The 21,527-nt window shown below is 68.2% G+C and carries 24 protein-coding genes; 13 read left to right on the top strand and 11 right to left on the bottom strand.

Annotated elements, in window-relative coordinates:
- Positions 1-23: 23 nt before the first annotated feature.
- Positions 24-521 (bottom strand): PUA domain-containing protein, encoded by a 498-nt coding sequence (locus EPL03_RS05420; protein ID WP_135828296.1) that lies wholly within the window; start codon positions 519-521, stop codon positions 24-26.
- A 203-nt stretch (positions 522-724) separates the two neighbouring features.
- Between EPL03_RS05420 and EPL03_RS19785 the strand changes: the two genes are divergently transcribed.
- Complete coding sequence (locus EPL03_RS19785; RefSeq protein ID WP_168216183.1) at positions 725-895, top strand: hypothetical protein; 171 nt, start codon at positions 725-727, stop codon at positions 893-895.
- 2 nt (positions 896-897) lie between these two features.
- Here EPL03_RS19785 and EPL03_RS05415 read toward each other — a convergent pair whose 3' ends face one another.
- Positions 898-1,395: a LabA-like NYN domain-containing protein gene (locus EPL03_RS05415; RefSeq protein WP_135828295.1), complete on the bottom strand. Its 498-nt coding sequence runs from the start codon at positions 1,393-1,395 to the stop codon at positions 898-900.
- A gap of 168 nt (positions 1,396-1,563) precedes the next feature.
- Here EPL03_RS05415 and EPL03_RS05410 point away from each other — a divergent pair, with 168 nt between their 5' ends.
- Both EPL03_RS05410 and EPL03_RS05405 read left to right on the top strand, forming a co-directional pair.
- Positions 1,564-2,277, top strand: a complete 714-nt coding sequence (locus tag EPL03_RS05410) for a phosphoribosyltransferase (protein WP_135828294.1) — start codon at positions 1,564-1,566, stop codon at positions 2,275-2,277.
- Positions 2,278-2,418: 141 nt separating this feature from the next.
- Positions 2,419-3,054 (top strand): MogA/MoaB family molybdenum cofactor biosynthesis protein, encoded by a 636-nt coding sequence (locus tag EPL03_RS05405; protein ID WP_135828293.1) that lies wholly within the window; start codon positions 2,419-2,421, stop codon positions 3,052-3,054.
- Between the two features lie 16 nt (positions 3,055-3,070).
- On the opposite strand, the gene EPL03_RS05400 is transcribed toward EPL03_RS05405, so the two are convergent.
- Positions 3,071-3,694 (bottom strand): NUDIX hydrolase, encoded by a 624-nt coding sequence (locus EPL03_RS05400; RefSeq protein WP_135828292.1) that lies wholly within the window; start codon positions 3,692-3,694, stop codon positions 3,071-3,073.
- Between the two features lie 207 nt (positions 3,695-3,901).
- Here EPL03_RS05400 and EPL03_RS05395 point away from each other — a divergent pair, with 207 nt between their 5' ends.
- Complete coding sequence (locus tag EPL03_RS05395; protein WP_135828291.1) at positions 3,902-5,242, top strand: APC family permease; 1,341 nt, start codon at positions 3,902-3,904, stop codon at positions 5,240-5,242.
- Between the two features lie 278 nt (positions 5,243-5,520).
- The gene (carB, locus tag EPL03_RS05390) at positions 5,521-8,808 is read left to right on the top strand and encodes a carbamoyl-phosphate synthase large subunit (protein WP_135828290.1); all 3,288 of its coding nucleotides are present in this window, start codon (positions 5,521-5,523) and stop codon (positions 8,806-8,808) included.
- 21 nt (positions 8,809-8,829) lie between these two features.
- Here the strand turns inward: carB and EPL03_RS05385 are convergent, their stop codons facing one another.
- Complete coding sequence (locus EPL03_RS05385) at positions 8,830-9,186, bottom strand: DUF5802 family protein (RefSeq protein ID WP_135828595.1); 357 nt, start codon at positions 9,184-9,186, stop codon at positions 8,830-8,832.
- Between the two features lie 240 nt (positions 9,187-9,426).
- Here EPL03_RS05385 and EPL03_RS05380 point away from each other — a divergent pair, with 240 nt between their 5' ends.
- From EPL03_RS05380 to EPL03_RS05360, 5 genes are all read left to right on the top strand, one after another.
- Positions 9,427-9,663 (top strand): DUF7120 family protein, encoded by a 237-nt coding sequence (locus EPL03_RS05380; RefSeq protein WP_135828289.1) that lies wholly within the window; start codon positions 9,427-9,429, stop codon positions 9,661-9,663.
- 140 nt (positions 9,664-9,803) lie between these two features.
- Positions 9,804-10,040: a hypothetical protein gene (locus tag EPL03_RS05375; protein WP_135828288.1), complete on the top strand. Its 237-nt coding sequence runs from the start codon at positions 9,804-9,806 to the stop codon at positions 10,038-10,040.
- A 111-nt stretch (positions 10,041-10,151) separates the two neighbouring features.
- Positions 10,152-10,547, top strand: a complete 396-nt coding sequence (locus EPL03_RS05370; protein ID WP_368277067.1) for a DUF7124 domain-containing protein — start codon at positions 10,152-10,154, stop codon at positions 10,545-10,547.
- Between the two features lie 100 nt (positions 10,548-10,647).
- Positions 10,648-11,181 (top strand): DUF5815 family protein, encoded by a 534-nt coding sequence (locus EPL03_RS05365; protein ID WP_135828286.1) that lies wholly within the window; start codon positions 10,648-10,650, stop codon positions 11,179-11,181.
- Positions 11,182-11,272: 91 nt separating this feature from the next.
- Entirely contained in the window at positions 11,273-11,494 is a 222-nt protein-coding gene (locus tag EPL03_RS05360) for a hypothetical protein (RefSeq protein ID WP_135828285.1), read from the top strand.
- Between the two features lie 43 nt (positions 11,495-11,537).
- Here EPL03_RS05360 and EPL03_RS05355 read toward each other — a convergent pair whose 3' ends face one another.
- A complete protein-coding gene (locus EPL03_RS05355) occupies positions 11,538-12,527 on the bottom strand; it encodes a diacylglycerol/lipid kinase family protein (protein WP_135828284.1) in 990 nt (329 codons plus the stop codon).
- Between the two features lie 55 nt (positions 12,528-12,582).
- On the opposite strand from EPL03_RS05355, the gene EPL03_RS05350 reads away from it, so the two are divergent.
- Positions 12,583-13,329 carry a PHP-associated domain-containing protein gene (locus EPL03_RS05350; RefSeq protein ID WP_135828283.1) on the top strand — a complete coding sequence of 249 codons (747 nt, stop codon included), beginning with the start codon at positions 12,583-12,585 and terminating at the stop codon, positions 13,327-13,329.
- A 712-nt stretch (positions 13,330-14,041) separates the two neighbouring features.
- On the opposite strand, the gene EPL03_RS05345 is transcribed toward EPL03_RS05350, so the two are convergent.
- Positions 14,042-14,455 (bottom strand): Lrp/AsnC family transcriptional regulator, encoded by a 414-nt coding sequence (locus EPL03_RS05345; RefSeq protein ID WP_135828282.1) that lies wholly within the window; start codon positions 14,453-14,455, stop codon positions 14,042-14,044.
- A gap of 102 nt (positions 14,456-14,557) precedes the next feature.
- Between EPL03_RS05345 and carA the strand changes: the two genes are divergently transcribed.
- Positions 14,558-15,637 carry a glutamine-hydrolyzing carbamoyl-phosphate synthase small subunit gene (gene carA / locus EPL03_RS05340; RefSeq protein ID WP_135828281.1) on the top strand — a complete coding sequence of 360 codons (1,080 nt, stop codon included), beginning with the start codon at positions 14,558-14,560 and terminating at the stop codon, positions 15,635-15,637.
- Between the two features lie 39 nt (positions 15,638-15,676).
- On the opposite strand, the gene arsN2 is transcribed toward carA, so the two are convergent.
- The 4 genes from arsN2 to EPL03_RS05320 all read right to left on the bottom strand — a co-directional run bounded on the left by arsN2 (position 15,677) and on the right by EPL03_RS05320 (position 17,717).
- Positions 15,677-16,093 (bottom strand): arsenic resistance N-acetyltransferase ArsN2, encoded by a 417-nt coding sequence (arsN2, locus tag EPL03_RS05335; RefSeq protein WP_210424902.1) that lies wholly within the window; start codon positions 16,091-16,093, stop codon positions 15,677-15,679.
- Positions 16,094-16,186: 93 nt separating this feature from the next.
- Positions 16,187-16,477, bottom strand: coding sequence for a hypothetical protein (locus tag EPL03_RS05330; RefSeq protein WP_135828279.1), 291 nt, complete (start codon positions 16,475-16,477; stop codon positions 16,187-16,189).
- A gap of 3 nt (positions 16,478-16,480) precedes the next feature.
- Positions 16,481-17,329, bottom strand: a complete 849-nt coding sequence (locus EPL03_RS05325; protein WP_135828278.1) for an arsenite methyltransferase — start codon at positions 17,327-17,329, stop codon at positions 16,481-16,483.
- The gene (locus EPL03_RS05320) at positions 17,322-17,717 is read right to left on the bottom strand and encodes an ArsR/SmtB family transcription factor (RefSeq protein WP_135828277.1); all 396 of its coding nucleotides are present in this window, start codon (positions 17,715-17,717) and stop codon (positions 17,322-17,324) included. Before EPL03_RS05320 ends, EPL03_RS05325 begins: the two co-directional genes overlap by 8 nt.
- 1,332 nt (positions 17,718-19,049) lie before the next feature.
- Between EPL03_RS05320 and EPL03_RS05315 the strand changes: the two genes are divergently transcribed.
- Complete coding sequence (locus EPL03_RS05315) at positions 19,050-19,955, top strand: Vms1/Ankzf1 family peptidyl-tRNA hydrolase (RefSeq protein ID WP_135828276.1); 906 nt, start codon at positions 19,050-19,052, stop codon at positions 19,953-19,955.
- A 34-nt stretch (positions 19,956-19,989) separates the two neighbouring features.
- On the opposite strand, the gene EPL03_RS05310 is transcribed toward EPL03_RS05315, so the two are convergent.
- Positions 19,990-21,426, bottom strand: coding sequence for a dihydrolipoyl dehydrogenase family protein (locus EPL03_RS05310; protein WP_135828275.1), 1,437 nt, complete (start codon positions 21,424-21,426; stop codon positions 19,990-19,992).
- Positions 21,427-21,527: the final 101 nt, after the last annotated feature.

The following is a 21,527-nucleotide window of genomic DNA, read 5'->3' as shown; positions in this document are numbered from 1 at the left end:
GAGCGGACCGACCGCCGCCGGGGTCAGACCGGCTCGTCGCCCGCACCCTCCCGGACCAGCACCGCCATCCCGGTGTCGAAGTCGGCCATCGAACGGGCCGAGAGCTCGGCCCGGCCGACCGCGAGCAGCCCCCCGTCGCGGTGGACCACCGCGACCTCGTCGCCCGGCCGGACCTCCGGCCCGACCCGCGAGACGAACTTGGCGAAGACGTTCTTGCCGTCCCTGACGAACGGGTCGCTCTCGTCGCCGACCGTCACGCGGCCCGCCGGCGGGTCGAGCGCGGCCGCGAGCCGCCGGCCCCCTTCCAGCCCCAGCGTGAACCGGCCGTCGGTGCCGTAGGTCACCACTCGCCCGGCGTCCGCGAGGACCTGCTGGGGCCGCCCGGACGAGGAGCGCCGGACCGTCAGTCGCTCGCTCTCGGGAAACAGCGCCGCGCCGACGCCGGGCCCGAACTGGTAGTCGGCGACGGTGCGAAGTCGCGGCAGGTCGTCGGCCCCGTCGTCGGTCTCGCGCGTGGTCATCCGTCACCGGTTCGAGTCGGTCGGCGAAAAGGCTTCGCTCTCGGGCCGAGCGACGCCCACCGACGGGGACCGACCCGACCGCCCCGATAGTGGGACTCGGTAACAGGAACCGAGAGACGTCGACGAAAGGTCACGATTCCTCACGTCGTCGCCCCGCGGTTATGGGTCGATTTATTAGCTTCGAGCGAGTACTTGGGCCCACGATGAGAGAGACAATCGGTGCCCTGCTGTTGGTCGTGTTCGGCGTCGTCATCTTCGCGGTGGCGACCCAGCAGACGTTCACCTCCTACGTGGTCTCGGCGGTCGCCGTCCTCGGACTCGCGGCCGGCGCGCTCCTGAGCGGCACGGCCGGCGAAGACGGCCGGCCGGTCTGAGTCTACAGCAGGAAGGTGTCGGGTCGTTCGGACATGTCGATGAACGAGTCTGCAGCCTGAATCAGTTCCTCGGAGGTCGACTCCTCGAAGCTCGTGACCTCCGTGCGGACGCCCTCGTGGCGGAGGTGCGAGCAGAGCCGCGAGAAGTCGCCGTCGCCGGTACACAGGATGACCGCGTCGACGTGGTTGGCCAGCGTCACCGCGTCGAGGCTCATCCCCACGTCCCAGTCGGCCTTCTTCGAGCCGTCGCCGAACGTCTTGAGTTCCTTTATCTTGGTCTCGAAGCCGATGTCCTCCAGCGCCTCGAAGAACCGCTCCTCGTCCGGGCTGTCGGCCTGGATTACGTACGCGATGGCCCGGGTCAGCTCCCGACCCTGAACGGACTTGTCGAGCAGCGCCGAGTAGTCGATGTTCCGGCTGTAGACGCTCTGGGCCGTGTGATAGAGGTTCTGGGCGTCCGCGAGGACGGCGACCCGCTGGTGGGGGTGTATCTCGGTCATAGCAGACGTTGCATCCGCCTGCGGTAAAAAGACTTGTACGCCGACGCGGTCAGTCGCCCGGCGGGCGAAGACCAGCGCACCCGGCGGCTCGGTCCGAATCGCCGGGGACGAGCCCGCAACCACACCTGTAAACGGTTAAGTGCGAAGACGTGCGACACCCGAGTTGGTATGAGCGAACTCCCCGACGAGTTCAAGTGCACGATAACGAACTGGGACTACATCTACGGGCTCTGCCGGGACGTCAGCGACGGGGTCAAGCGCGACTCCTTCGAGCCCGACGTGGTGGTGGCGCTGGCTCGCGGCGGGTGGTTCGCCGGGCGGTGTATCTGTGACTTCCTCGGGCTCGACGACCTGACGAGTCTCAAGATGGAACACTACGTCGGGACCGCCGAGAAGTCCGGCAACCCCGAAATCCGGTATCCGATGCCCGAGGGGAGCGTCGAGGGCAAGGACGTGCTCGTCATCGACGACATCGCCGACACCGGCGGCTCCATCGAGCGCGCCTACGAGTACGTCACCGACCGCGACGCCGGGGAGGTCCGGACCGCGACGCTCCAGCTCCTCCAGACCAGCGAGTTCGAGCCCGACTACGTCGGCGAGCGCCTCGACGAGTGGGCGTGGATAGTCTACCCGTGGAACTTCATCGAGGACATGATAGACCTCACCTCGGGCGCGATGGAGAAGGCCGACGGGGAGACGTTCACCGCCGAGGAGATACGCCACCTCCTGAGCGAGTACCACGACGTCGAGCGCATCGAGATGGAGATCGCCCAGCCCGAGCGGATGACGGAGGTGCTCGACGAGATGGTGCGTCGGGGAGTCCTCGAAGACGAGGGCGAGCGGTGGCGGCTGGTCGCCAACGACGAGGGCGTGGGGGCGTAGGCGGTCGAAGTCGGACCCGCGAACGCCCGTCGAGGTGCGTTCACGTCGCTCGGTCGGGCGGTGAACGACCCCGGGCAGGACGGCAACGGGGCGGAACGGTCGCGGCGTTGATTTAAGTTCCTGTCGCACAAATGCGCGCACATGGTCGATTTTCAATCCCGCGACACGCGACGGGGACGCGACGACGGGGACGACGAGGACGACCCCGGCGAGTCCGAAGCGACGACCGAACCCGACACCGCCGGGAGCGACGGCCACGACGACGGCGGGGCGACCGACGACCACCACGCCCACGACGTCGACAGCCTCGGCGTGGCGGTCGTCACCGTCTCGTCGTCCCGGAGCCTCTCGGACGACCCCTCGGGCGACGTCGTCGTGGCCGGACTGGAGGACGCGGGCCACCGGGTGGTCAGCCGGGACCTCGTCGCCGACGACTTCGACGGGGTCCAGAGTTCGGTCAACGCGCTGGTCGGCCGCGACGACGTGGACGCGGTGGTGACGACCGGCGGGACGGGCGTGACCCCCGACGACGTGACCGTCGAGGCGCTCGAACCGCTGTTCGACAAGGAGCTACCGGGCTTTGGCGAACTGTTCCGACTCCTCTCGCACGACCGGGTCGGCACGAAGGTCGTCGGCACGCGCGCGACCGCCGGGGTGGCCGACGGCGCGGTGGTGTTCTGCCTGCCGGGGAGCGAGGACGCCGCCCGCCTCGGCGTCGAGCAGATAATCGTCGAGGAAGCCGACCACCTCGCCGGGCTGGCGGGGCGCGGGGACTGAGCGGCGTTTCGAACGCTCAGTAGGGGCCCGAGGGCGGCGTGTGGTCGGGCGACGTGTCCCGTCGCATCGCTATCTCGAACCACGGGCACAGGCGCAGTTGGCGGTACCACTCGGGATGCTCGTGGAGGCGCTCGTAGGGCACCCACAGCAGGCCCGCGACCTCCTCCTCGTCGGGGTCGAGCGAGCGGTCGTCCAGCGTGACCTTGAGTACCGCACACACCTCGTGTTCGACGCCCGCGTTCTCGAAGTAGCGCTTGTACTCGAACCGGTCGGTCACCCGGAGGTCGTCGTACTGGTCGGGCGTGACGCCCAGTTCCTCGTCGAGGCGCTGGCGAGTGGCCTCCTCCTGGGACTGGCCCTCGACGGGATGGGAGGCCACGGTGCCGTCCCACCACGAGCCCCACAGGCGCTTGCCGGGCGCGCGCTGAGCGAGCAGGATGTTTCCGTCGCCGTCGAACACCAGCGTCGTGAACGCCCGGTGGCGGATGCCGTCGCCGGTGTGGGCGTCGAGTCGGTTCGCGACGCCCTGCTTCCCGTCGTCTTCGTCGACCGTGACGACGTGCTGGCGGGCGTTCTCGTGGCGGTCCTCCGAATCGGACGTGCTGGGGTCGGCGGACGAATCGTCGGCGTCGGTGCTCATTGTGGCTGAATTGTGCGAGCGCCGTAAAACCGTCTTCGATAAGTCGGCGCGACGCTCGGGACGTGGACGTCGGGAGCGGGCCCAGACGAGTTGTCGGGGACGACGAGGGCGGCGACGCCGTTCGCCCCGACGCCGTCGAGCGAAGAATTCACGCCTCGCAAGACACTACCGTCTCGGACGGGACGTATCGGATGGAGGTCGATGGCCATGGATGACGGTCTCGGACTGAAAGAAGGCGTCTCGATGGCGCTCGGCGGCATGATCGGGGGCGGCATCTACGCCGTCTTCGGCGTGGTAGCGGAGATAACGACGTCCGCCATCTGGGTCGCGTTCCTTCTCGCAGGCATCGTCGCCGCGTGCGCGGGCTACTCGTACAACGCGCTCAACAGCCTCACCGACAATCGCGGCGGCTCCGTGACGTTCGTCCAGTGTTACCTCGGCAACGCCACGCTGGCCGGAATCGTCGGGTGGACGCTCCTGTTCGGGTACGTCGGGTCGATGGCGATGTACGCGTTCGCGTTCGGGGAGTTCACGGCCGCGTTCGGCGTTGTTCCGACGAGCGTCGCCGGCGTGCCGACCCGGCCGCTCGTCTCGGTCCTCGCGGTGGCCGGGTTCGTCGGGCTGAACCTGCTCGGCGCGCAAACCACCGGCGTCGCCGAGAACGTCCTCGTCGCGCTGAAGGTCGGTATCCTCGTCGCGTTCGGCGCGTTCGGGATGGTGTACGCGGTCGGCTTTAGCGATGCGGCCTTCGAGTACGGCGCGGGTCAGCTCGGCGGGTTCGGTCCCGTCGTGGCGGCCGCCATCTCGTTCGTCGCCTTCCAGGGGTGGCAGCTGCTGTTCTACGACCAGGAGAGCATCGAGGACCCGGTCGAGACCATCCGGAAGGCGGTGTACGTCTCCATCCCGGTCGCCGTCGCCATCTACGTCCTCGTGGGGATGGTGACGGTGAACCTCGCCCCACAGGCGCTCCAGTCGCACCCCCACGTCGCCCTGAAGGACGCCGCCACGATGATGATGCGACCGTACGGGCTGGCGCGGGTCGGCGCTGTCGTCATCGCGTTGTCGGCGCTGTTCTCGACGGGAAGCGCGATCAACGCGACCCTGTTCTCGTCGGCGCACTTCGCGAAGGGGATGGTCGACGACGACCTGCTCCCCGACCAGATCGGCGACTCGGACGCCGACGGCGTCCCCGAGCGGACGGTACTCGTCCTCGGTGCGGCCACTGCGGCGTCCACGTGGTACGGGAGCCTCGGAGCCATCACCTCGTTCGCGTCGCTGTCGTTCATCCTGGTCTTCGGTTCGATGAGCTACCTCGCGTTCCGCCAGCGCGACCACGACGAGGTGAACGCCGTCGTTCCCGCAGTCGGAACCGCCGGCGCGGTGACGTTCTTCCCGCTGATGCTGTCCAACCTCTACACGCGCGAACCGGGCACCTTCTACGCGGTGGTGGGTATCGCCACGGCCGTATTGGCCGTCGAACTCCTCTACTTCGAGCGCAACCGCATCGAGGAGGAGGTTCGGGAGTACGAGCCCGACCTCGAACTGTAGGTTGGGCTCGACGCGCCGCGTCCCGTTTTCCCGTCGGCCGGACGCGACGCGGCCAGCGCTCTGGGGGCGAACCACGTTCGACGAGCGCTCCCGTGACCGGAATGGCCGAGCGCACGCGTGCCGTGTGAGCGCGCTCGCGGCCGGGGAGTATCGACCCGCAGCAGTCGCAGGCGGGAACCGTGCTAACCCCTACCAAATTCGAAAATCGAAATATCGTTTCGGAACTCGTAATCTATCGTCGGATTTATTACGATGAGCGAACTCCGTCCTACCAACGAATGACCGACGACACTGCCGACGGACGCACCATCCTGCTCATCGGGAGCGGCCCGATACAGATCGGACAGGCGGCCGAGTTCGACTACTCCGGCGCGCAGGCCTGCCGCGCGCTCCAGGAGGAGGGCGCGCGAGTCGTGCTGGTCAACTCCAACCCGGCGACCATCATGACCGACCCCGAGATGGCCGACGAGGTGTACATCGAGCCCATCACCACCGAGGCCATCGCCGAGATAATCCGCGCGGAGCAACCGGACGGCGTCATCGCGGGGCTGGGCGGCCAGACCGGGCTGAACGTCACGGCCGAACTCTCCGAGGAGGGCGTCCTCGACGAACACGACGTCGAGATAATGGGCACGCCGCTGGACACCATCTACGCCACCGAGGACCGGGACCTGTTCCGCCAGCGCATGCGCGAGCTGGGCCAGCCGGTCGCGCGCTCGACCACTATCACGCTGGACGACGACGAGTCCGTCAGCGACGTCGACGAGGAGTCGCTGCGCGAGCGCGTCGACGCCGCGGTCGAGGAGGTCGGGGGGCTGCCGGTCATCGCGCGCACGACCTACACCCTCGGCGGGTCCGGGTCCGGCGTCGTGAGCGAGATGGACGAGCTCCTCACCCGCGTCCGGAAGGGGCTGCGGCTCTCCCGGAACGGCGAGGTGCTGATAACCGAGTCCATCGCGGGCTGGGTCGAGCTCGAATACGAGGTGATGCGCGACGCGGGCGACTCGTGTATCATCATCTGCAACATGGAGAACATCGACCCGATGGGCATCCACACCGGCGAGTCCACCGTGGTCACGCCCTCGCAGGTCATCCCCGACGACGGCCACCAGGAGATGCGCGACGCCGCTCTCGAAGTGATTCGCGATCTGGGGATTCAGGGCGGCTGTAACATCCAGTTCGCGTGGCGCGACGACGGCACGCCCGGCGGGGAGTACCGCGTGGTCGAGGTCAATCCGCGGGTCTCGCGCTCGTCGGCGCTCGCCTCGAAGGCCACGGGCTACCCCATCGCCCGCGTGACCGCGAAGGTCGCGCTCGGGAAACGGCTCCACGAGATAGACAACGAGATAACCGGCGAGACCACCGCCGCGTTCGAGCCGGCCATCGACTACGTGGTGACGAAGGTGCCACGCTGGCCCATCGACAAGTTCCCCGACGTCGACTTCGAGCTCGGTACGGCGATGAAGTCGACCGGCGAGGCCATGGCCATCGGTCGCACCTTCGAGGAGAGCCTGCTGAAGGCGCTGCGGTCGAGCGAGTACGACCCCGACGTCGACTGGGCCGACGTAGGCGACGACGAACTCGAAGCCGACTACCTCGAATCGCCGACGCCCGACCGGCCCTACGCCATGTTCGAGGCGTTCGACCGGGGGTACGCCGTCGAGGAGGTCGTCGACCTGACGGGCATCTACGAGTGGTACGTCGAGCGCTACCGGAACGTCGCCGAGGCGGCCGTGGCCGCACAGGAGGGCGACTTCGAAGGGGCGGCCGAGGTCGGGTTCACCGACCACGAACTGACCGCGATGGCCGGCGGCGAGTTCGACGACACCCACGCCTCGTGGCTCCCGGCCGAAAGCGACGGCGGAGCTACAGACGGAGCCGCGACCGACGGCGGGGCCGCCACGGTCGAAGCGGTCGAGTCGGCGGCTCCCGACCGGGAGTTCAAGCAGGTCGACACCTGCGCCGGCGAGTTCGCGGCCTCGACGCCGTACTACTACTCCTCGCGCCAGCCCGGCGCGTCGAGCGCGACCGGGGTCGGCATCGACGAGGTGCAGGTCGACCGCGACGTCGAGAGCGTGGTCGTGGTCGGCGGCGGCCCAATCCGCATCGGCCAGGGCGTGGAGTTCGACTACTGCTCGGTCCACGCGGTGCGCGCGCTCCGCGAGGCCGGCATCGAGGCTCACGTCGTCAACAACAACCCCGAGACCGTCTCGACCGACTACGACACGAGCGACGGACTCTTCTTCGAGCCAATTACGGCCGAGGAGGTCGCGGACGTGGTCGAGACCACGAACGCCGACGGCGTGATGGTCCAGTTCGGCGGCCAGACCTCGGTCGACGTGGGCGAACCCCTCGAAGCCGAGTTGGAGCGCAGAGGACTGGACTGCGAGATTCTGGGCACCTCGGTCGAGGCCATGGACCTCGCGGAGGACCGCGACCGGTTCAACCGGCTGATGGACGACCTCGACATCGCCCAGCCCGAGGGCGGGTCCGCGACCAGCGAGGCCGAGGCGCTCGACCTCGCCCACGACGTCGGCTACCCCGTCCTCGTCCGGCCCTCCTACGTGCTGGGCGGCCGCGCGATGGACGTGGTGCGCGACGACGACGAACTCAGCGAGTACATCGAGGAGGCCGTTCGCGTCAGCCCGGACAAACCCATCCTCGTCGACGAGTTCCTCGCGAACGCGGTGGAACTCGACGTCGACGCCGTGGCCGACGGCGACGACGTACTCGTCGGCGGCGTCATGGAACACGTCGAGTCCGCCGGCGTCCACTCGGGCGACTCGGCGTGCATGATTCCGCCCCGGTCGCTCGACGAGGAGACGCTCGGGCGGGTCCGCGAGGTCGTCGAGGACATCGCGGTCGCACTGGACACGGTCGGCCTGCTGAACGTCCAGCTGGCGGTCCAGGACGGCGAGGTGTACGTCCTCGAAGCCAACCCGCGCTCGTCGCGCACGGTGCCGTTCGTCTCGAAGGCCACGGGCGTCCCCATCGCCAAGCTGGCCGCGACCGTGATGGCCGGCGAGTCGCTGTCGACCCTCGACGTCGACGAGCAGGTGCCCGAGCAGGTCAGCGTCAAGGAGGTCGTGTTGCCGTTCGACCGCCTGCCGGGCAGCGACCCCCGGCTCGGACCGGAGATGAAGTCGACGGGCGAGGTGATGGGCACCGCCGACGCGTTCGGCAAGGCCTACGACAAGGCACAGGACTCGACCGGCAAACCCATTCCGGCGGGCGGAACCGCGCTGGTCGACCTGACCGACGACTTCGGCGAGTACTTCAGCACGGCCGAGTTCGCGACCCACTTCGAGGTCGTCACGCCCGAGGACCTCGCGGAGGGCGACGAGTGGACCGAGCGCGCCAAGGCTGCGATCCGGGACGGCGACGTCGACCTCGCGGTCTCGCGGAACCGCGACGTGCTGGAGACCGCCGTCGAGGAGGAACTGACCTACTTCTCGACCGAGGCGAGCGCCCGCGCCGCGCTGGAAGCGCTGGACTCCCGGGACGAGCCGCTCGACGTGAAGCCGGTGGGCGACCGGGCCAAGCAGGTCCGTCAGTGGGGTCGCTGAGCGCGCGGGACGAAAACCGATTCAGGTCCCGACGCCGGGCATCGTCTCCTGATACCGGAGGAGTTGGGCCGCGCGGTCGGCCTTCGCGAGCAGCACTTCCTTGAGCGCCGGCGGGTTCCGGACGCCGGTGTCGTCGAGCAGGTCCTCGGGGAGCGCCAGCGTCCCCTCCGGGATGCCGGCCTCGCCTCGGACCGCGAGGTGGTGGTTGTCCACCTTCATCACGAGCGGCCCGTCGAGTCGCTCGATTCCCTCGCCCGAAGCGTACAGTTGCTCGTTTATCCGCTCGTGCTGGTCGCGACGCATGGCCGCCTGTTCACCGTCGTACGGCTCGACGTACAGCCGCCCGAGGTAGTAGCCGGTGGAGAACTCCTCGAACATGAGACACGCTACCATATATCACCGTGGTTAATAAGCCCTTTCGTGAAGACTTATATAGTCGTGCAATAGCACTATTTTAAAATACGCGACTCGTACCCGACGACTGGTCGGGCGAGCGACGCGACGGGCGGAGCCCGGGCCCGAGAACCCGTCGCGAGCGTACCCTCGCCGGGAATCCGGCGACTCGTCGGCCCGGAACAGTCCCCAAGGTTTAGTGCCCACAGCCGTAACCCCCGAAGTATGCCCCAGCTAGAGATCGCTCTGTCGGACGACGTGGACATGCAGATAGACCAGCTGGTCTCCCAGGAGGAGTTCGTCGACCGCCAGGAGGCGCTCGAAGAGATTCTATCGCTCGGCATCAAGGAGTACCAGACCACGATGGACTCCAAGGAGCGCGACGAGATGGAGTTCGCCGACGAGATGATGGAGACGACCGAGCGGTCGCTCGGCGGCGACGACGACGGGTATCGGTTCTAACGCTCGCAGTCCCCGTTCGGTCGTCGCCGGTCGTCACCCCGCGTTCGAGACGTCGGATAGCCGCAGCGCTGGGGTCGCCGCTTGATTGTGCCCGCCGGAAGGTTTAAGCTATTTCAAGTTATTTGTTAGCATGTACCACGATGTCTTCGAACACGACTCCCGGAACCCACGGGCGAACCCTCCGCGTTCGCCGGCGAACGGACGCGCCGGCCCACGCCCCGGTTCGACACTTCGACGAGTTACCCGAGCGGGCCCAGCAGTTGCTCGCCGATCTCGACCATCCTGGGACCGTCGCGGTCACGCCCGAGACGGCGTCGGCGTTCGCCGAGGAGCCGGTAGTCGTGTTCTCCGAGTACCTGCACGTCGAACTGGTCTGAGTCGCGCGGGAACGGCGCTCGGCTCGCGGCCCGAGCCGGCCACGCCGACGCGGGACCGAAGCCGTTTTGCCCCGCACGCGCCGAATGGGCGGTATGAACGGAAGCGGCGACATGACCCTCGCCTTCGAACTGTCCGCGCTACAGGAGTTGGCCGACCCCGGCGCGGTGTTCGAGGACGCCCGGCGGTGGAGCCAGTACGTCGGCGTGGTCTCGGACAAGCCGACCTACGTCGTGACTAACTTCACCCGCAAGAACCGCATCCGGCAGGACTTCTTCTCCGGACCGAAGGGGAAAGGCGAGAGCCTGACGAGCGTCCGCCAGCAGTTCGACACCGACCGCCACGTCTTCGTGGCGACGACCGACGAGGACCGCGAGATCGCCGAGGAGAACGACTGGGAGTTCCTCGACGTGACCGAGGCGGCCGAGGCCGCCGAGTGGACGCTCGCGGGCGAGACCGACGAGCAAGTCGACGACGACGAGGACGACGGGCGCGACGACTGGCCCTGAGACCCGACTCCGCCGACGCGCGAACTCGACCGGCCGGGCGGGGGAACGCCCGATTCCGCGAGTCGCGAGCTTTAAACGGTCGAAAACCCAACCCGGTCGCATGGCAGAACCGCGCGTTCCGGGCGGTCGCGGGGCGGAGCTCGACCTCCCCTGTGGCGAGTCGGTCGGCGTCCACGACCTCGACATGGGGATGCGGGAGTACGACTGCGCGTGCGGGGCGAGCCACGCGGTCGTGACCGACGTCCACCCGCCCTCCCGGTTCGTCCCCGAGTTCCTGGTCGAGGTGCTTCGCGAGACCGTCGACACCGACGACGACCTCGGGGAGTTCGGTACGCCCCACATCATGGGCGTGGTGTTAGAGGAGTTCCCCGACGAGGTCGTCAGCGAGAACGTCGAGGAGGACTCGGACGTCGGCTACGCGCTCGTGTGGGTGACCGACTTCGATTCGCGGCGGCTCCACGAAATCGTGGTCGAACTCCTCGTCGAGTTGATGGAACACGCCGTCAGTCACGCCGAGGACGACGACGCCACCACCCAGTTCGAGGAGGCCATGCTGGACTTCGACGTGCCGACGTTCGTCGACCAGTACCGCGAGGAGCGTGACTTCTCGGGACCACACGACCGGGCGGTCTGACGACGGACCCGGATATCGGTCGCGGGGCCGGCGTCCGACACCCGTCTGACTGAAGATTAAGTCGGAGTCGAACGTATCGTACGACCGACGAATGGCTCCGAGCGCGAGGGAGTACGACCGGATTCGCACGGTCCTCGCCGAGGCCGACCCCGACGAGCCGTTGACCGCGCGCGAGATACACCAGTTGCTCGAAGCCCGCGGCGAGCAGTTCGACAGCCCCCACCGAGTCGCCACGGTCCTCGGTCGGGCCGCCCGACGGGACGACGTGCAGGTCATCCGGTCGTCGCCGTACCGATACCGGTTGGAGACCTGAGTCGGTCCCGCCCGCCCCGCGACCGAAAGTCGACCCGGGCCGCTCAGTCGGGGTCCGGAACGTAGTTCTCGCCGACGCACAGCTCCAGCACGCGCTGGCTCGTCCGCATCGTCAGCGACTCGTAGCTGCCCATCTCGCCGTCGAAGCTGAACTCGACCGGCTCGTCCCTGCGCACCTCGACGCGGAGCTCCGACGGTCGGAGGTGCGTGACGTGGTCGGTTCCGTCGCCGAACAGCCGGTGTATCGCGGCTTCCTCTAACAGGTCCGCTGTCGGCATGCGCTCGACGACGGTCACGTCGAGCAGGCCGTCCTCGCAGTTGGCCTGCGAGCGCCCCTCGGAGGGGAACCGCCGGGCGTTCCCGACCAGCACCATCAGCGCTTCGCCGGACCACGACTCCGAGGCCGCCGAGCCGGTCGCCTCGACCGCGAGCGGGAGGGCGTCGAAATCGGCGGCGGCCCGCAGGCCCGTGACGACGTAGGCCAGCACGCCCAGCCGGTCTTTGAGCCCCGGCGTGGTCGACGCGCTCGCGTCGGCTGTCACCCCCGCGATGCAGGAGTTGAGAAACAGTCGCCCGTCGGCGGTCGCCACGTCGATGCGCCGTCGCTCGCCGTCCGCCAGCACCTCGAACGCGTGGTCGATGCTCTCGACGCCGACGTTGCTCGCGAAGTTGTTGCCGGTGCCACAGGGCACGACGCCGACGGTCACCTCGTCGAGCGCGTCGGCGGCGTCGAGCCCGCGGACCACCCGGTTGAGCGTGCCGTCGCCGCCTGCCGCCGCCACGAGGTCCGCGCCGGCCTCGGCGACGAGTCGCGCGAACCGGGCCGCCTCGGCCTCGGCTTGGGTCTCCAACACGACGAACCCGTCTCGGTCGGCCAGCTCGCGGACCTGCTCGCGGTGGCTCCCGTCGCCGCTGGCCGGATTGAGAACGAGCGCGCGGTCGATTTCGGGCGGGCGCGAGTCGGTGGCCCCGCCGCCGGTCGCTGGCGTCCCTGTCCCTCCGTCCGTCCGCGCCCCGGCCCCCTCGAAACCCATGCCGGTAGTGGTTCAGGGCAGAAGGCCAAAGGCCTGCTGGCTCGTAGGTTCGGGGGTGTACACCGTCGACCTGCACGCTCACACCCGGTTCTTCCACGGTCACGAGCGGGCCGCCGACTACTTCGACCCAGTCGGGGTCCGGCTGCTCGCGGGGGCGGCGCGACTGCGGGGCCTCGACGCGGTCGCGCTCACCAACCACGACTACTATCGGGCGTTCGACCTCGGCGGGCGGTCGTCTAGACCCGACGAATCCGACATCGAGGGGAGCGACTGGTTCGCGGCGACGATTCCCGGCATCGAGATCACGACGACGCAGGGCCACGTCCTCGTGGTCGGCCCGGACCCGCCACGCCGGACCGAGCGCGGCGGCCTCACGCCCGAGGCGGCGGTCGACCTCGCCCACGACCGGGACTGTGCGGCAATCGTCGCCCACCCGTACCGAAACAGCACGCTCCGGAACGTCGACGCCGCGTTCGACGCCATCGAGGTCAACGGCAAGCACCCCCGGACCGAGGAGTGGGTCCGGCGACTCGCCGACGACCGCGGACTGCCGCTGGTCGGCGGGAGCGACGCTCACTACCCGGTCGAGGTGGGCCGGGCGTTCACGCGAATCGACGCCGAGGAACTGACGCCGCGAGCCGTGGTCGACGCCATCCGGGACGGGCGGGTCGAACCGCGGGTGGACTACGGGCGACTCAATCGGACGGTCCGGCAACTGTATCGGCGCGTCCACGAGGAGAAGGGGTATCTCGACCGCCCGGAGTGGCTGGAGACGCCGGGCGTGGGTGAACCGCCGAAATGAACTCCGAGGTTCGTTCGCGGGCGGGTTACTGCGATGGACGAGGTGATTCTCTACCAGCAGACGGGACGACTGCTGGACGGTGGCGCGCGGCGGCGCGAGTTCATCTCGCGCCGAGTCGTGCGAGGGCTGAGTAGCGCACCGGAGGGAGCAACGCAAGCGGTTGGGGAGGTGTGAGGCTCGCGGTCGGGGTGCGGTCGTGGTGCGGGTGCTGTGCGAATGCGGGTGCGGTTCTCATTTGTCTCGGCAGTAGCTAGCGTCACGCTGTCGTCTGTCTCCGACGAACAACCTTCGAAGCTAGCTACTGCCGAAGCCTATGAGTGACCGCACCCGCACCCCACCGCAACCACACCGCACCACGACCGCACCACGACCGCACCCGCACCGCGACCACCCCGCACCGCACCGCGACCGCACAGCAGGAGCCTCGTCCCTCCCCAACCGCTTGCGCTTCTCGACCTTCGGTCTGCGATGCTCGCCCTCGCGCGCTTGGGCGCGACACGGAGGTCGCGCCAGCGCACGCCACTGGACAAAGCGAAGAGAAGCGTATGCCACTGGCCGAAGCGAGGAGAAGCGCACGCCACTGGACGGAGCGCGGAAAACCGAGATGCCAAGCGAGACGAACCGAAACCGCCGAAAAATCCGGTCACGGCCCCGTTCGCGCGGGGAACTCGAACTCATTCGACTCGAACCCATTCGACCCGGATCCAACTCCTCACCCCAGCTTCTCGTCCAGAATCAGCCGGGTCTTGGTGTTGACGACCTCCTCCAGTTCCCGCGCCCGCGTTATCATCTGGTTCACGCTCTGGGTGTCGGCGGCGTCCACGACGAGGACGATGTCCTCCTCGCCGCTGACCTGCCAGACGAAGTCCACTTGCTCCCACTCGGCCGCGCGCGCCGAGAGGCTCGCGGTGTCGACGTCGACCGCCACGTCGAGTTCTATCATCGCCTTCACGTTGCCGGTCCGGGTCGAGACGGTGAACCGCTCGATGACGCCGTCGTCGGTCAGGCGCTCGACGCGGTTGCGCACGGTTCCCTCGCTGGTGCCGACCTCCTCGGCGATCTCGGTGTACGGCTTGCGTGCGTCCCGTCGCAGGATGGACAGGATGTCGCGGTCCAGTTCGTCCATTGAGATGCGTACGTAGACGCGGACCCCACTTGATGATTACGAAAATCGTAATTCAGCTACGAAAGCAAGGTTTATAGTCGGGGATTTCGTATGAATCTCGTAATGGAGTCCGGATACGTCGCGCTGGAGGGTGGCAGCGTGGTCGATGCTCGCTGTCGCGCTCCGGGTACGGCCCACGGCGAACTGGTGTTCACGACCGCGTACACCGGCTACGAGGAGAGCCTGACCGACCCGTCCTACGAGGAGCAGGTCCTGACCTTCTCGTACCCGCTCATCGGGAACTACGGCGTGCGAGCCGAGCGATTCGAGGACGGGACCGTCCACCCCAACGCGGTCGTCGCCCGGGAACTCACCGACGACGTGGCCGAATGGCTCGCCGACGAGGGCGTGCCCGCCGTCGACCACCTCGACACCCGCGACCTCGTGGGCCAGATTCGGGAGGGCGGTGCGATGAAGTGTGGCATCTCGGCGGGGCCGGACGCCTCGCCCGAGGCCGCGAAGGCGGCGCTCGCGGACTGTCCGGGGATGAGCGACCACGACGACATCGGCGCGCAGGTCAGCGTCGCGGCCGCCGAGACCTACGAACCCGAGGGAGCCGCCGACGGCCCCGACGTGGCGCTGGTCGACTGCGGCGCGAAGGGCAGCATCCGGGAGTCGCTGCTGGCGCGGGGCGCGACCGTCCACGTCCTGCCCTACGACGTCTCGCCCGGGGACGTCGCCGACCTCGACCCCGACGTGTTGTTCGTCTCGAACGGGCCGGGCGACCCCGCGAACTTCGAGGCCGCCCAGACGCTGGTCTCGGAGTTCGCCGGCGACCTCCCGCTGGCGGGCATCTGTCTCGGCCAGCAGATAGTCGCGCGGGCGCTCGGCGGCGAGACCGCCAAGATGGACTTCGGCCACCGGGGCGTCAACCAGCCGGTCCTCGACCTCGATTCGGACCGCGTGGTGATGACGACCCAGAACCACGGCTACACCGTCGCCGACCCCGGCCCGGAACTCGACGTGACGCAGGTCAACGTCAACGACGACACCGCCGAGGGACTCGAAAGCGACGACCTCGACGTCATCACGCGCCAGTACCACCCCGAAGCGAATCCGGGACCCCACGACAGCCTCGACTTCTTCGACGACGTACTGGCGATGACCGGCGACTCGCGTCGAACGCCCGTCTCGGCCGACTGACGACTCGCTCCCGTTCTTCCGGTCGATGGCGCGGCGCTCCTACCGAATCTCGTTCCGCATGCAGGTCGCCGACTCCGGGCATAGCTCGGCGAACTCGGTCGTCCGCCGAACGCTCGCGGGCGCGTCCTCGCGGGCCACCGACTCGTATCCCCGGCGGCGGAAGAACGCCGTCGCGGTCGTGGTCAGCAGGTAGAGCGTCTCCACGCCGTTCGTCCGCGCCCGGTCCTCAAGCGCGTCGCACAGCGCGGTTCCGTAGCCGCGCCCGCGATTCGGTTCGGTGACGACGACCGAGCGGAGGAGTCCGACCGCCCCGTCGGTTTCGAGGCCGCCGATGCCGACGCGGCTCCCCTCGTCGTCGAGCCCGTCCGCGCGGGCGACGAAGAACCGGTCGGGCTTGGCTCGCACGTCCCGGTACGGGAGCCCGTTCTCCGCCAACAGCGATTCGACCTCGGTCAACTCGTCCGCCCCCGCGCTTCGAAGCGTTATCGACGGACGGGTCACGAGTCGGTGGGGTCGCGTGGCCGACGGGGACGCGACCCCCGACGCCGGCTAGTTCGGGTCATCCACGGGACTCCGCGTGACCGTGACCCGGGCCGTGTCGCCGACGTCGAACGCGAACCCCTCGCAGTTGCGAAAGCACTGGACGAGACCGGAGGCCCGTCGCGTGCCGGCCGCCGTCCCGACGAGGGCGGCGACGACGGCGACGCCGGCAAGCGGGCGACTCGCGGCCCAGACGAGGACCGGGACCCCGACCATCATGGCGTAACTCGCGAGGACGTGCCGCCACGTGGGATTCGTGAGTGCGCTTCGATATCGCGGGTCGAGCGGTGGTCGAGACATGGATTATCCTGCGTGTCCGTCGTTCGTCGCGCTCTCGCGGGTCGGTTCGGTCGGCGGTTTCTCGGCCTCGATGGTCGCCGCGATGACGTAGTCGCTCGGGTCGCGCTCCGGGTCCCACTCGCGGACGAACTCGTCGCTGTCGTCCTTCGGCTCGATGGACACGTCCGCGAATCCGGCGTCCGCCAGCATTCCGTCGAGCGCGGGAATCGACGCCGCGCCTGCGACGCAGTCGGTGACCGACGCCGGGTCGGCCCGGACCTCCTCGGGGAGGTCGTCGGTCAGGACGACGTCCGAAATCGCGAGGCGTCCGCCGGGCCGGAGCACGCGATGGGCCTCGCGGAACACCTGCGGTTTGTCGGGCGAAAGGTTGACGACGCAGTTCGAGAGTATCACGTCCACGGACGCGTCCGCGACCGGGAGGTGTTCGATCTCGCCGAGTCGGAACTCGACGTTCCGCGCGTCGTTGGTCTCGGCGTTCTCGCGCGCCGTCTCGACCATCTCCGGGGTCATGTCGACGCCGACGACCCTGCCGGTCGGCCCGACCTCCCGCGCCGCGAGGAAGCAGTCGAACCCGCCGCCGGAGCCGAGGTCGAGGACCGTCTCGCCCTCGTCGAGACCGGCGATGGCGGTCGGATTGCCGCAGCCGAGCCCCATGTTCGCGTCCCCGTCGACGGCGTCGAGGTCCTCGTCCGAGTAGCCGAGTTTCCGCGACTCGTCGGCGGACACGCCGGGCGTCGAGTCGTCCCCGCAACACGACGACCCGGCGGCGACGTCCGCGTATCGGTCGCGGACGGCGGTCCGGCGCTCCGAGGCGTCGAGACCGTCGTCGGCGTCGGAAGCGGCGTCAGTCATCTCGTCGCCCCTCTCGTTCGTCGGCGGTCGGCCTCGTGTCGTCGAGGACGCTGAGGAGCCGTTGCGCGCGCGGCGTCGCGCTGTAGTAGCGCCACCGGCCCTCCTTGCGGCGCTCGACCAGCCCGGCACTGAAGAGCCGCGACAGCGCCTGACTGACTGCGCCCTGACTCACGCCGAGCGCGGGCTCCAGTTCGCAGACGCAGACGTCCTCGTCGCTCCCGGCGATTAGCCGAAGCGCCTCGTAGCGAGTGTCGTTCCCGAGCGTCGCGAGCGTCTCCACGTCCTCGGCGAGTGCCGATTCCGTCAGCGAGTGACCGGCCGAACAGCAGCCGACCGCCCCGGCGTCCCGTGCGTCGGCGGCCCGACCGTCCGTCTGTTGCCCACTCATTTTAGCACATCCTAATATTAGGCTACGCTAATATAATCGTTCCGGTCGCGGCGGACCGGCGCGAGCGCGACGCCGGGCCGACGACGCCAGATTTACGGTGGCGCTGCTCGGTCGTTCGAGACGAGATGTTCCTCCAATTCCTCCTCGGGTTCGCCGTTCTCGTCGCGGCCTCGTACGTCGGCACGACGATGGCGCTCCGGGGATACTTCGGCCGGGAGTGGCACGGTGAACGTTTCGAGACAGGAGAAAGCAGTTCACCCGCGAACAGTGACGGACGAGATAGACGGGATTCGCAGCGAGACGAGGAGAAAACCGACGACGGACCGTCTACAGTCTAAACGACCGGATCTTAGATAGATACTGTAGAGCCGATTTCGGAGACGCAAACGTACGTCGACTTCGGACGCGGCAGTGGTACTCGAAATCGCTTAGGTTCGTTCTGGCTCTGCCGTCACCCGGCCGACAAGATAGAGAGGAGTAGCAAGGAGGATTGCGATTCCTAAGTTCCACAGTAGATAGAGACCAATTGGCCCCCGAGACGATGAGTGGAGAACGAGTCCCAGTAGCCCCACCCAGACGACACAAATGCAAGCGACTAACGAGTAGACCACTGTACGATGAGATGTAGCGTGTGCGACGCCGAGTGGAAGTGCGAGTGTCACTGGCCCATAGAGCAAGACTGTTTCGCTGGAAGTGAACACTACTCCAGTTGGGGAAGCGGCGACTACGGCGAAGAGAATCGGAAGACTGCCAATGGCGGTGCTGACGGCAGTACGGACATCGAGACCATGCCGAAACAAAAAGACGCCGAATAGCACGGCCCCGACCGCGAGGTAGACGGAGCTAAGTCTCGTGACGAATCGAAAACCACCAGACCATCCAAGAGCCGTGAGCAACGGCGCGTGAAAGTACAACAGGAACCCGCTTGTAACAAGCCCTATCGAGAGTGAGGCCCCCAGCCGTCTTTTAGACAAATTCATTGGTCATACTGTCTCCATCATACTCTAATATCTGATTCTAAATACAAGCCTTTCATTATAAAGATTATATAAATTAGTAAAATAATATACATCTAATGACATGCCCCCTACATATAAATATAAGTCTGAGTCAAAAATATTAATTTTTTGGAATAATTAGACGATATCTATTAGCATCGATTAATGTGAAATGTTAAGTTTTCGTACCTGTACGCTCTGTAGCCACTAAATAAAATATCCGACATGAGGCGGGGCGAGATACCGACCTACACGCAGGGTCGAACCAATCTATTCGGTACTACTGCGAAGTAAGGGGAAACTACTTTGACCCTCCGGCCGCGCTTTCGGCCGAATGCTCGACCAGTTGCTCGGGCGCGCGGAGCTGAAAGAGCGCATCGACGACCTCCAGGAGGACAAGCGCCACCTCGAGCGCCAACTCGACGCCGAGCAGGAGCGCCGGGCCGAGGCCGCGACCGCCCGCCAGGCGGCCGAACAGCGGGTCAATCGGCTGGAGGACCGCATCACCGAACTGGAGGACCGCGTCGAGCGTACCGCGAGCGACGGCGACGGCTCCGCCCGCGAGTTCCGGGGCGTCGAGACCCTCCGGGGCGACCGGCTCGAAGCCGTCCTCGACCGCCTCGACTCCGTCTCGACCGGCTCCGAGGCCGCGCTGACAGCGATGGTCCGCGACGACCGCGACCTGCCCGAACCGGTCGCCGAGGCGTTCGGCGACCGCGCGGTGCTGGTCGACCGCGCTGCGCCCTGCCTCGCGGTGACCGACGACGCCGGCCTCGTGAGCGCGGCGCTCGCCCCGCCGGTCGCGCCCGAGGAGTTCGTCGCGTGGGACGACGGGTTCGACCTCGACCGCGAGTGGTTCCTGCCCACCGGGACGTTCGCGCTGGCGGTAGTGCGGTCGGACCTGTTCGCGCTGGGCACGTACGAGGGCCGCGAGCGGGTCGGCTTCGAGGGGTTCGACAGCGACGTGAAGGCCGACCACTCGAAGGGCGGCTTCTCGCAGGGCCGGTTCGAGCGCCGCCGGGACGCCCAGATAGACGAACACCTCGGGAAGTGCGAGGACGCCCTCGACGACGCGCTCGCGGAGGTCGACCGGCTCTACGTGACGGGCGAGGCCACCCTCCTCGGTGAGTTCGCCGGCCGGGCCGACGCCACCCGCGCGGTCGACGCGACCGGCGACCCCGAGGACGCGCTCGCCGACGCGTTCCGGTCGTTCTGGACGACGCGGCTCTACCGAATCTGAGTCCGACTCGACGGCCGGCGCGGCGCTCGACTGCTCAGATGCCCGACGGCGCGGCACCACAGCAGTCCAGAAACGCCCCCTGCACGACCTCCGAGAGCGCCGGGTGAACGTGAATCGTCTCGGCGATGCGGTCGGCGTCCGCGCCCGCCGCGACCGCCGTACTCACCTCGTGGACCAGCATCGACGCGTGGGGACCGACGACGTGGAACCCCAGTACCCCGCCGTCGGACGCGGCGATCGCCTTGGCGAACCCGACGTCGGGGTCGAGCGCCGAGCCGAGCGCGGTGTCGGCGTACTCGAAGGTGCCGACCGCGTAGTCCTCGCGGTCGAGGTCGCCCTCGGTCGCGCCCAGACTCCCGACCTCCGGCGAACCGAAGATGGCGTGGGCCATCCCGGGGTACTCGACGGGCGCGCGCTCGCCCCGGACCGCGTTCCGGACCGCGTACTCGGCCTCCCTGTCGCCCGAGTGCTTGAACATGTAGTCGGCCGCGCTGTCGCCGGGCGGCGTCCGGTCGCCGCCCGCGCTCGGCGCGGCGACGTCGCCGATTGCCCACACGCCGTCGACCGAGGTTTCGAGGTACTCGTCGGTCTCCACGGACCCCCGCTCGTCGGTGTCGATGCCGGCGGCGTCGGCGTCCCACGAGTCGGCGGCGGGTTCGCGGCCGACCGCGAGCAGGACCTCGTCGCCCCGAAGTTCGAGGTCGTCGCCGTCCTCGGACTCGGCCCGAATCGCCGTCCGACCGTCGTCGACTTCCGAGAGGTGAGTCACCTCGTAGCCGGTGTGAACCTCGTGCTTCTCGGCGTAGGCGGCGGTCAGGCGCTCGGCGACGTCCCGGTCCTCGCGCCCGGCGAGGACGTCGTTTCGGCCGACCACGGCCACGTCGGTCCCCATCGCGCCGAAGAAGTGTGCCAACTCGACCGCGACGTAGCCGCCCCCGACCACGACGAGCCGGTCCGGGCGCTCGCGGAGTTCGAGCGCGTCGGCGCTCGTCAGGAACTCGACCTCGTCGAGTCCCTCGATGGCGTCGGGAATCGCGGGCCGCGAACCGCCCGCGAGGACGATGCGCCCGGCGGTCAGCTCCTCGGTTTCGTCGCCGCGGTCGACCGCGACGGTCCGCTCGTCGACGAATCGGCCCTCGCCGCGGTAGAGGCTGATGCGGTCGCGCTCGCGGGCGCGCTCGGCCTTCGCCTCGGCCTCGGCCCGGACCGTCTCCGTCACCTCGTCGACGATGGCGTCGTACGCGACGGACTCGACCGACGCCTCGACGCCGAACCGGTCGGCGTTCCGGACGGTCTCGACCACGTTCGCCCGGTGGAGCAGCTTCTTCGAGGGGTTACACCCCCGGTTGAGACAGGTGCCGCCGAGCCTGCCGCGCTCGACCAGCGCCACGTCCGCGCCCTCGTCGGCTGCCGCCGAGGCGACCACGTTGCCGGTCCCGCCGCCCAGAACGATGAGGTCGAACCCCGTCACGACCGCACCCACGGGAGCGAGTCCAAAGAAGCTCCTCGCCGAGTGGGGGCCGCCGCGACCCGCCGAGCCGCAAACAGACTTATCGAACTGCTCGGCGTGGG

Source organism: Halorussus halobius, from assembly GCF_004765805.1.
Classification (GTDB): Archaea; Halobacteriota; Halobacteria; order Halobacteriales; family Haladaptataceae; genus Halorussus; species Halorussus halobius.
This window is presented reverse-complemented; position numbering and strand designations above follow the sequence as displayed.

Bases quoted from the DNA above. Each gene is read 5' to 3' on its own strand.
- EPL03_RS05370 (WP_368277067.1), top strand. From the start codon at position 10,152: ATGACCCTCGCCTTCGAACTGTCCGCGCTACAGGAGTTGGCCGACCCC.
- EPL03_RS05320 (WP_135828277.1), bottom strand. From the start codon at position 17,717: ATGAGTGGGCAACAGACGGACGGTCGGGCCGCCGACGCACGGGACGCC.
- EPL03_RS19785 (WP_168216183.1), top strand. From the start codon at position 725: ATGAGAGAGACAATCGGTGCCCTGCTGTTGGTCGTGTTCGGCGTCGTC.
- EPL03_RS05410 (WP_135828294.1), top strand. From the start codon at position 1,564: ATGAGCGAACTCCCCGACGAGTTCAAGTGCACGATAACGAACTGGGAC.
- EPL03_RS05420 (WP_135828296.1), bottom strand. From the start codon at position 521: ATGACCACGCGCGAGACCGACGACGGGGCCGACGACCTGCCGCGACTT.
- EPL03_RS05415 (WP_135828295.1), bottom strand. From the start codon at position 1,395: ATGACCGAGATACACCCCCACCAGCGGGTCGCCGTCCTCGCGGACGCC.
- carA (WP_135828281.1), top strand. From the start codon at position 14,558: ATGGAGTCCGGATACGTCGCGCTGGAGGGTGGCAGCGTGGTCGATGCT.
- carB (WP_135828290.1), top strand. From the start codon at position 5,521: ATGACCGACGACACTGCCGACGGACGCACCATCCTGCTCATCGGGAGC.
- EPL03_RS05400 (WP_135828292.1), bottom strand. From the start codon at position 3,694: ATGAGCACCGACGCCGACGATTCGTCCGCCGACCCCAGCACGTCCGAT.
- EPL03_RS05375 (WP_135828288.1), top strand. From the start codon at position 9,804: ATGTCTTCGAACACGACTCCCGGAACCCACGGGCGAACCCTCCGCGTT.
- EPL03_RS05360 (WP_135828285.1), top strand. From the start codon at position 11,273: ATGGCTCCGAGCGCGAGGGAGTACGACCGGATTCGCACGGTCCTCGCC.
- EPL03_RS05355 (WP_135828284.1), bottom strand. From the start codon at position 12,527: ATGGGTTTCGAGGGGGCCGGGGCGCGGACGGACGGAGGGACAGGGACG.
- EPL03_RS05385 (WP_135828595.1), bottom strand. From the start codon at position 9,186: ATGTTCGAGGAGTTCTCCACCGGCTACTACCTCGGGCGGCTGTACGTC.
- EPL03_RS05325 (WP_135828278.1), bottom strand. From the start codon at position 17,329: ATGACTGACGCCGCTTCCGACGCCGACGACGGTCTCGACGCCTCGGAG.
- EPL03_RS05405 (WP_135828293.1), top strand. From the start codon at position 2,419: ATGGTCGATTTTCAATCCCGCGACACGCGACGGGGACGCGACGACGGG.
- EPL03_RS05330 (WP_135828279.1), bottom strand. From the start codon at position 16,477: ATGTCTCGACCACCGCTCGACCCGCGATATCGAAGCGCACTCACGAAT.
- EPL03_RS05380 (WP_135828289.1), top strand. From the start codon at position 9,427: ATGCCCCAGCTAGAGATCGCTCTGTCGGACGACGTGGACATGCAGATA.
- EPL03_RS05365 (WP_135828286.1), top strand. From the start codon at position 10,648: ATGGCAGAACCGCGCGTTCCGGGCGGTCGCGGGGCGGAGCTCGACCTC.
- EPL03_RS05345 (WP_135828282.1), bottom strand. From the start codon at position 14,455: ATGGACGAACTGGACCGCGACATCCTGTCCATCCTGCGACGGGACGCA.
- EPL03_RS05395 (WP_135828291.1), top strand. From the start codon at position 3,902: ATGGATGACGGTCTCGGACTGAAAGAAGGCGTCTCGATGGCGCTCGGC.
- EPL03_RS05315 (WP_135828276.1), top strand. From the start codon at position 19,050: ATGCTCGACCAGTTGCTCGGGCGCGCGGAGCTGAAAGAGCGCATCGAC.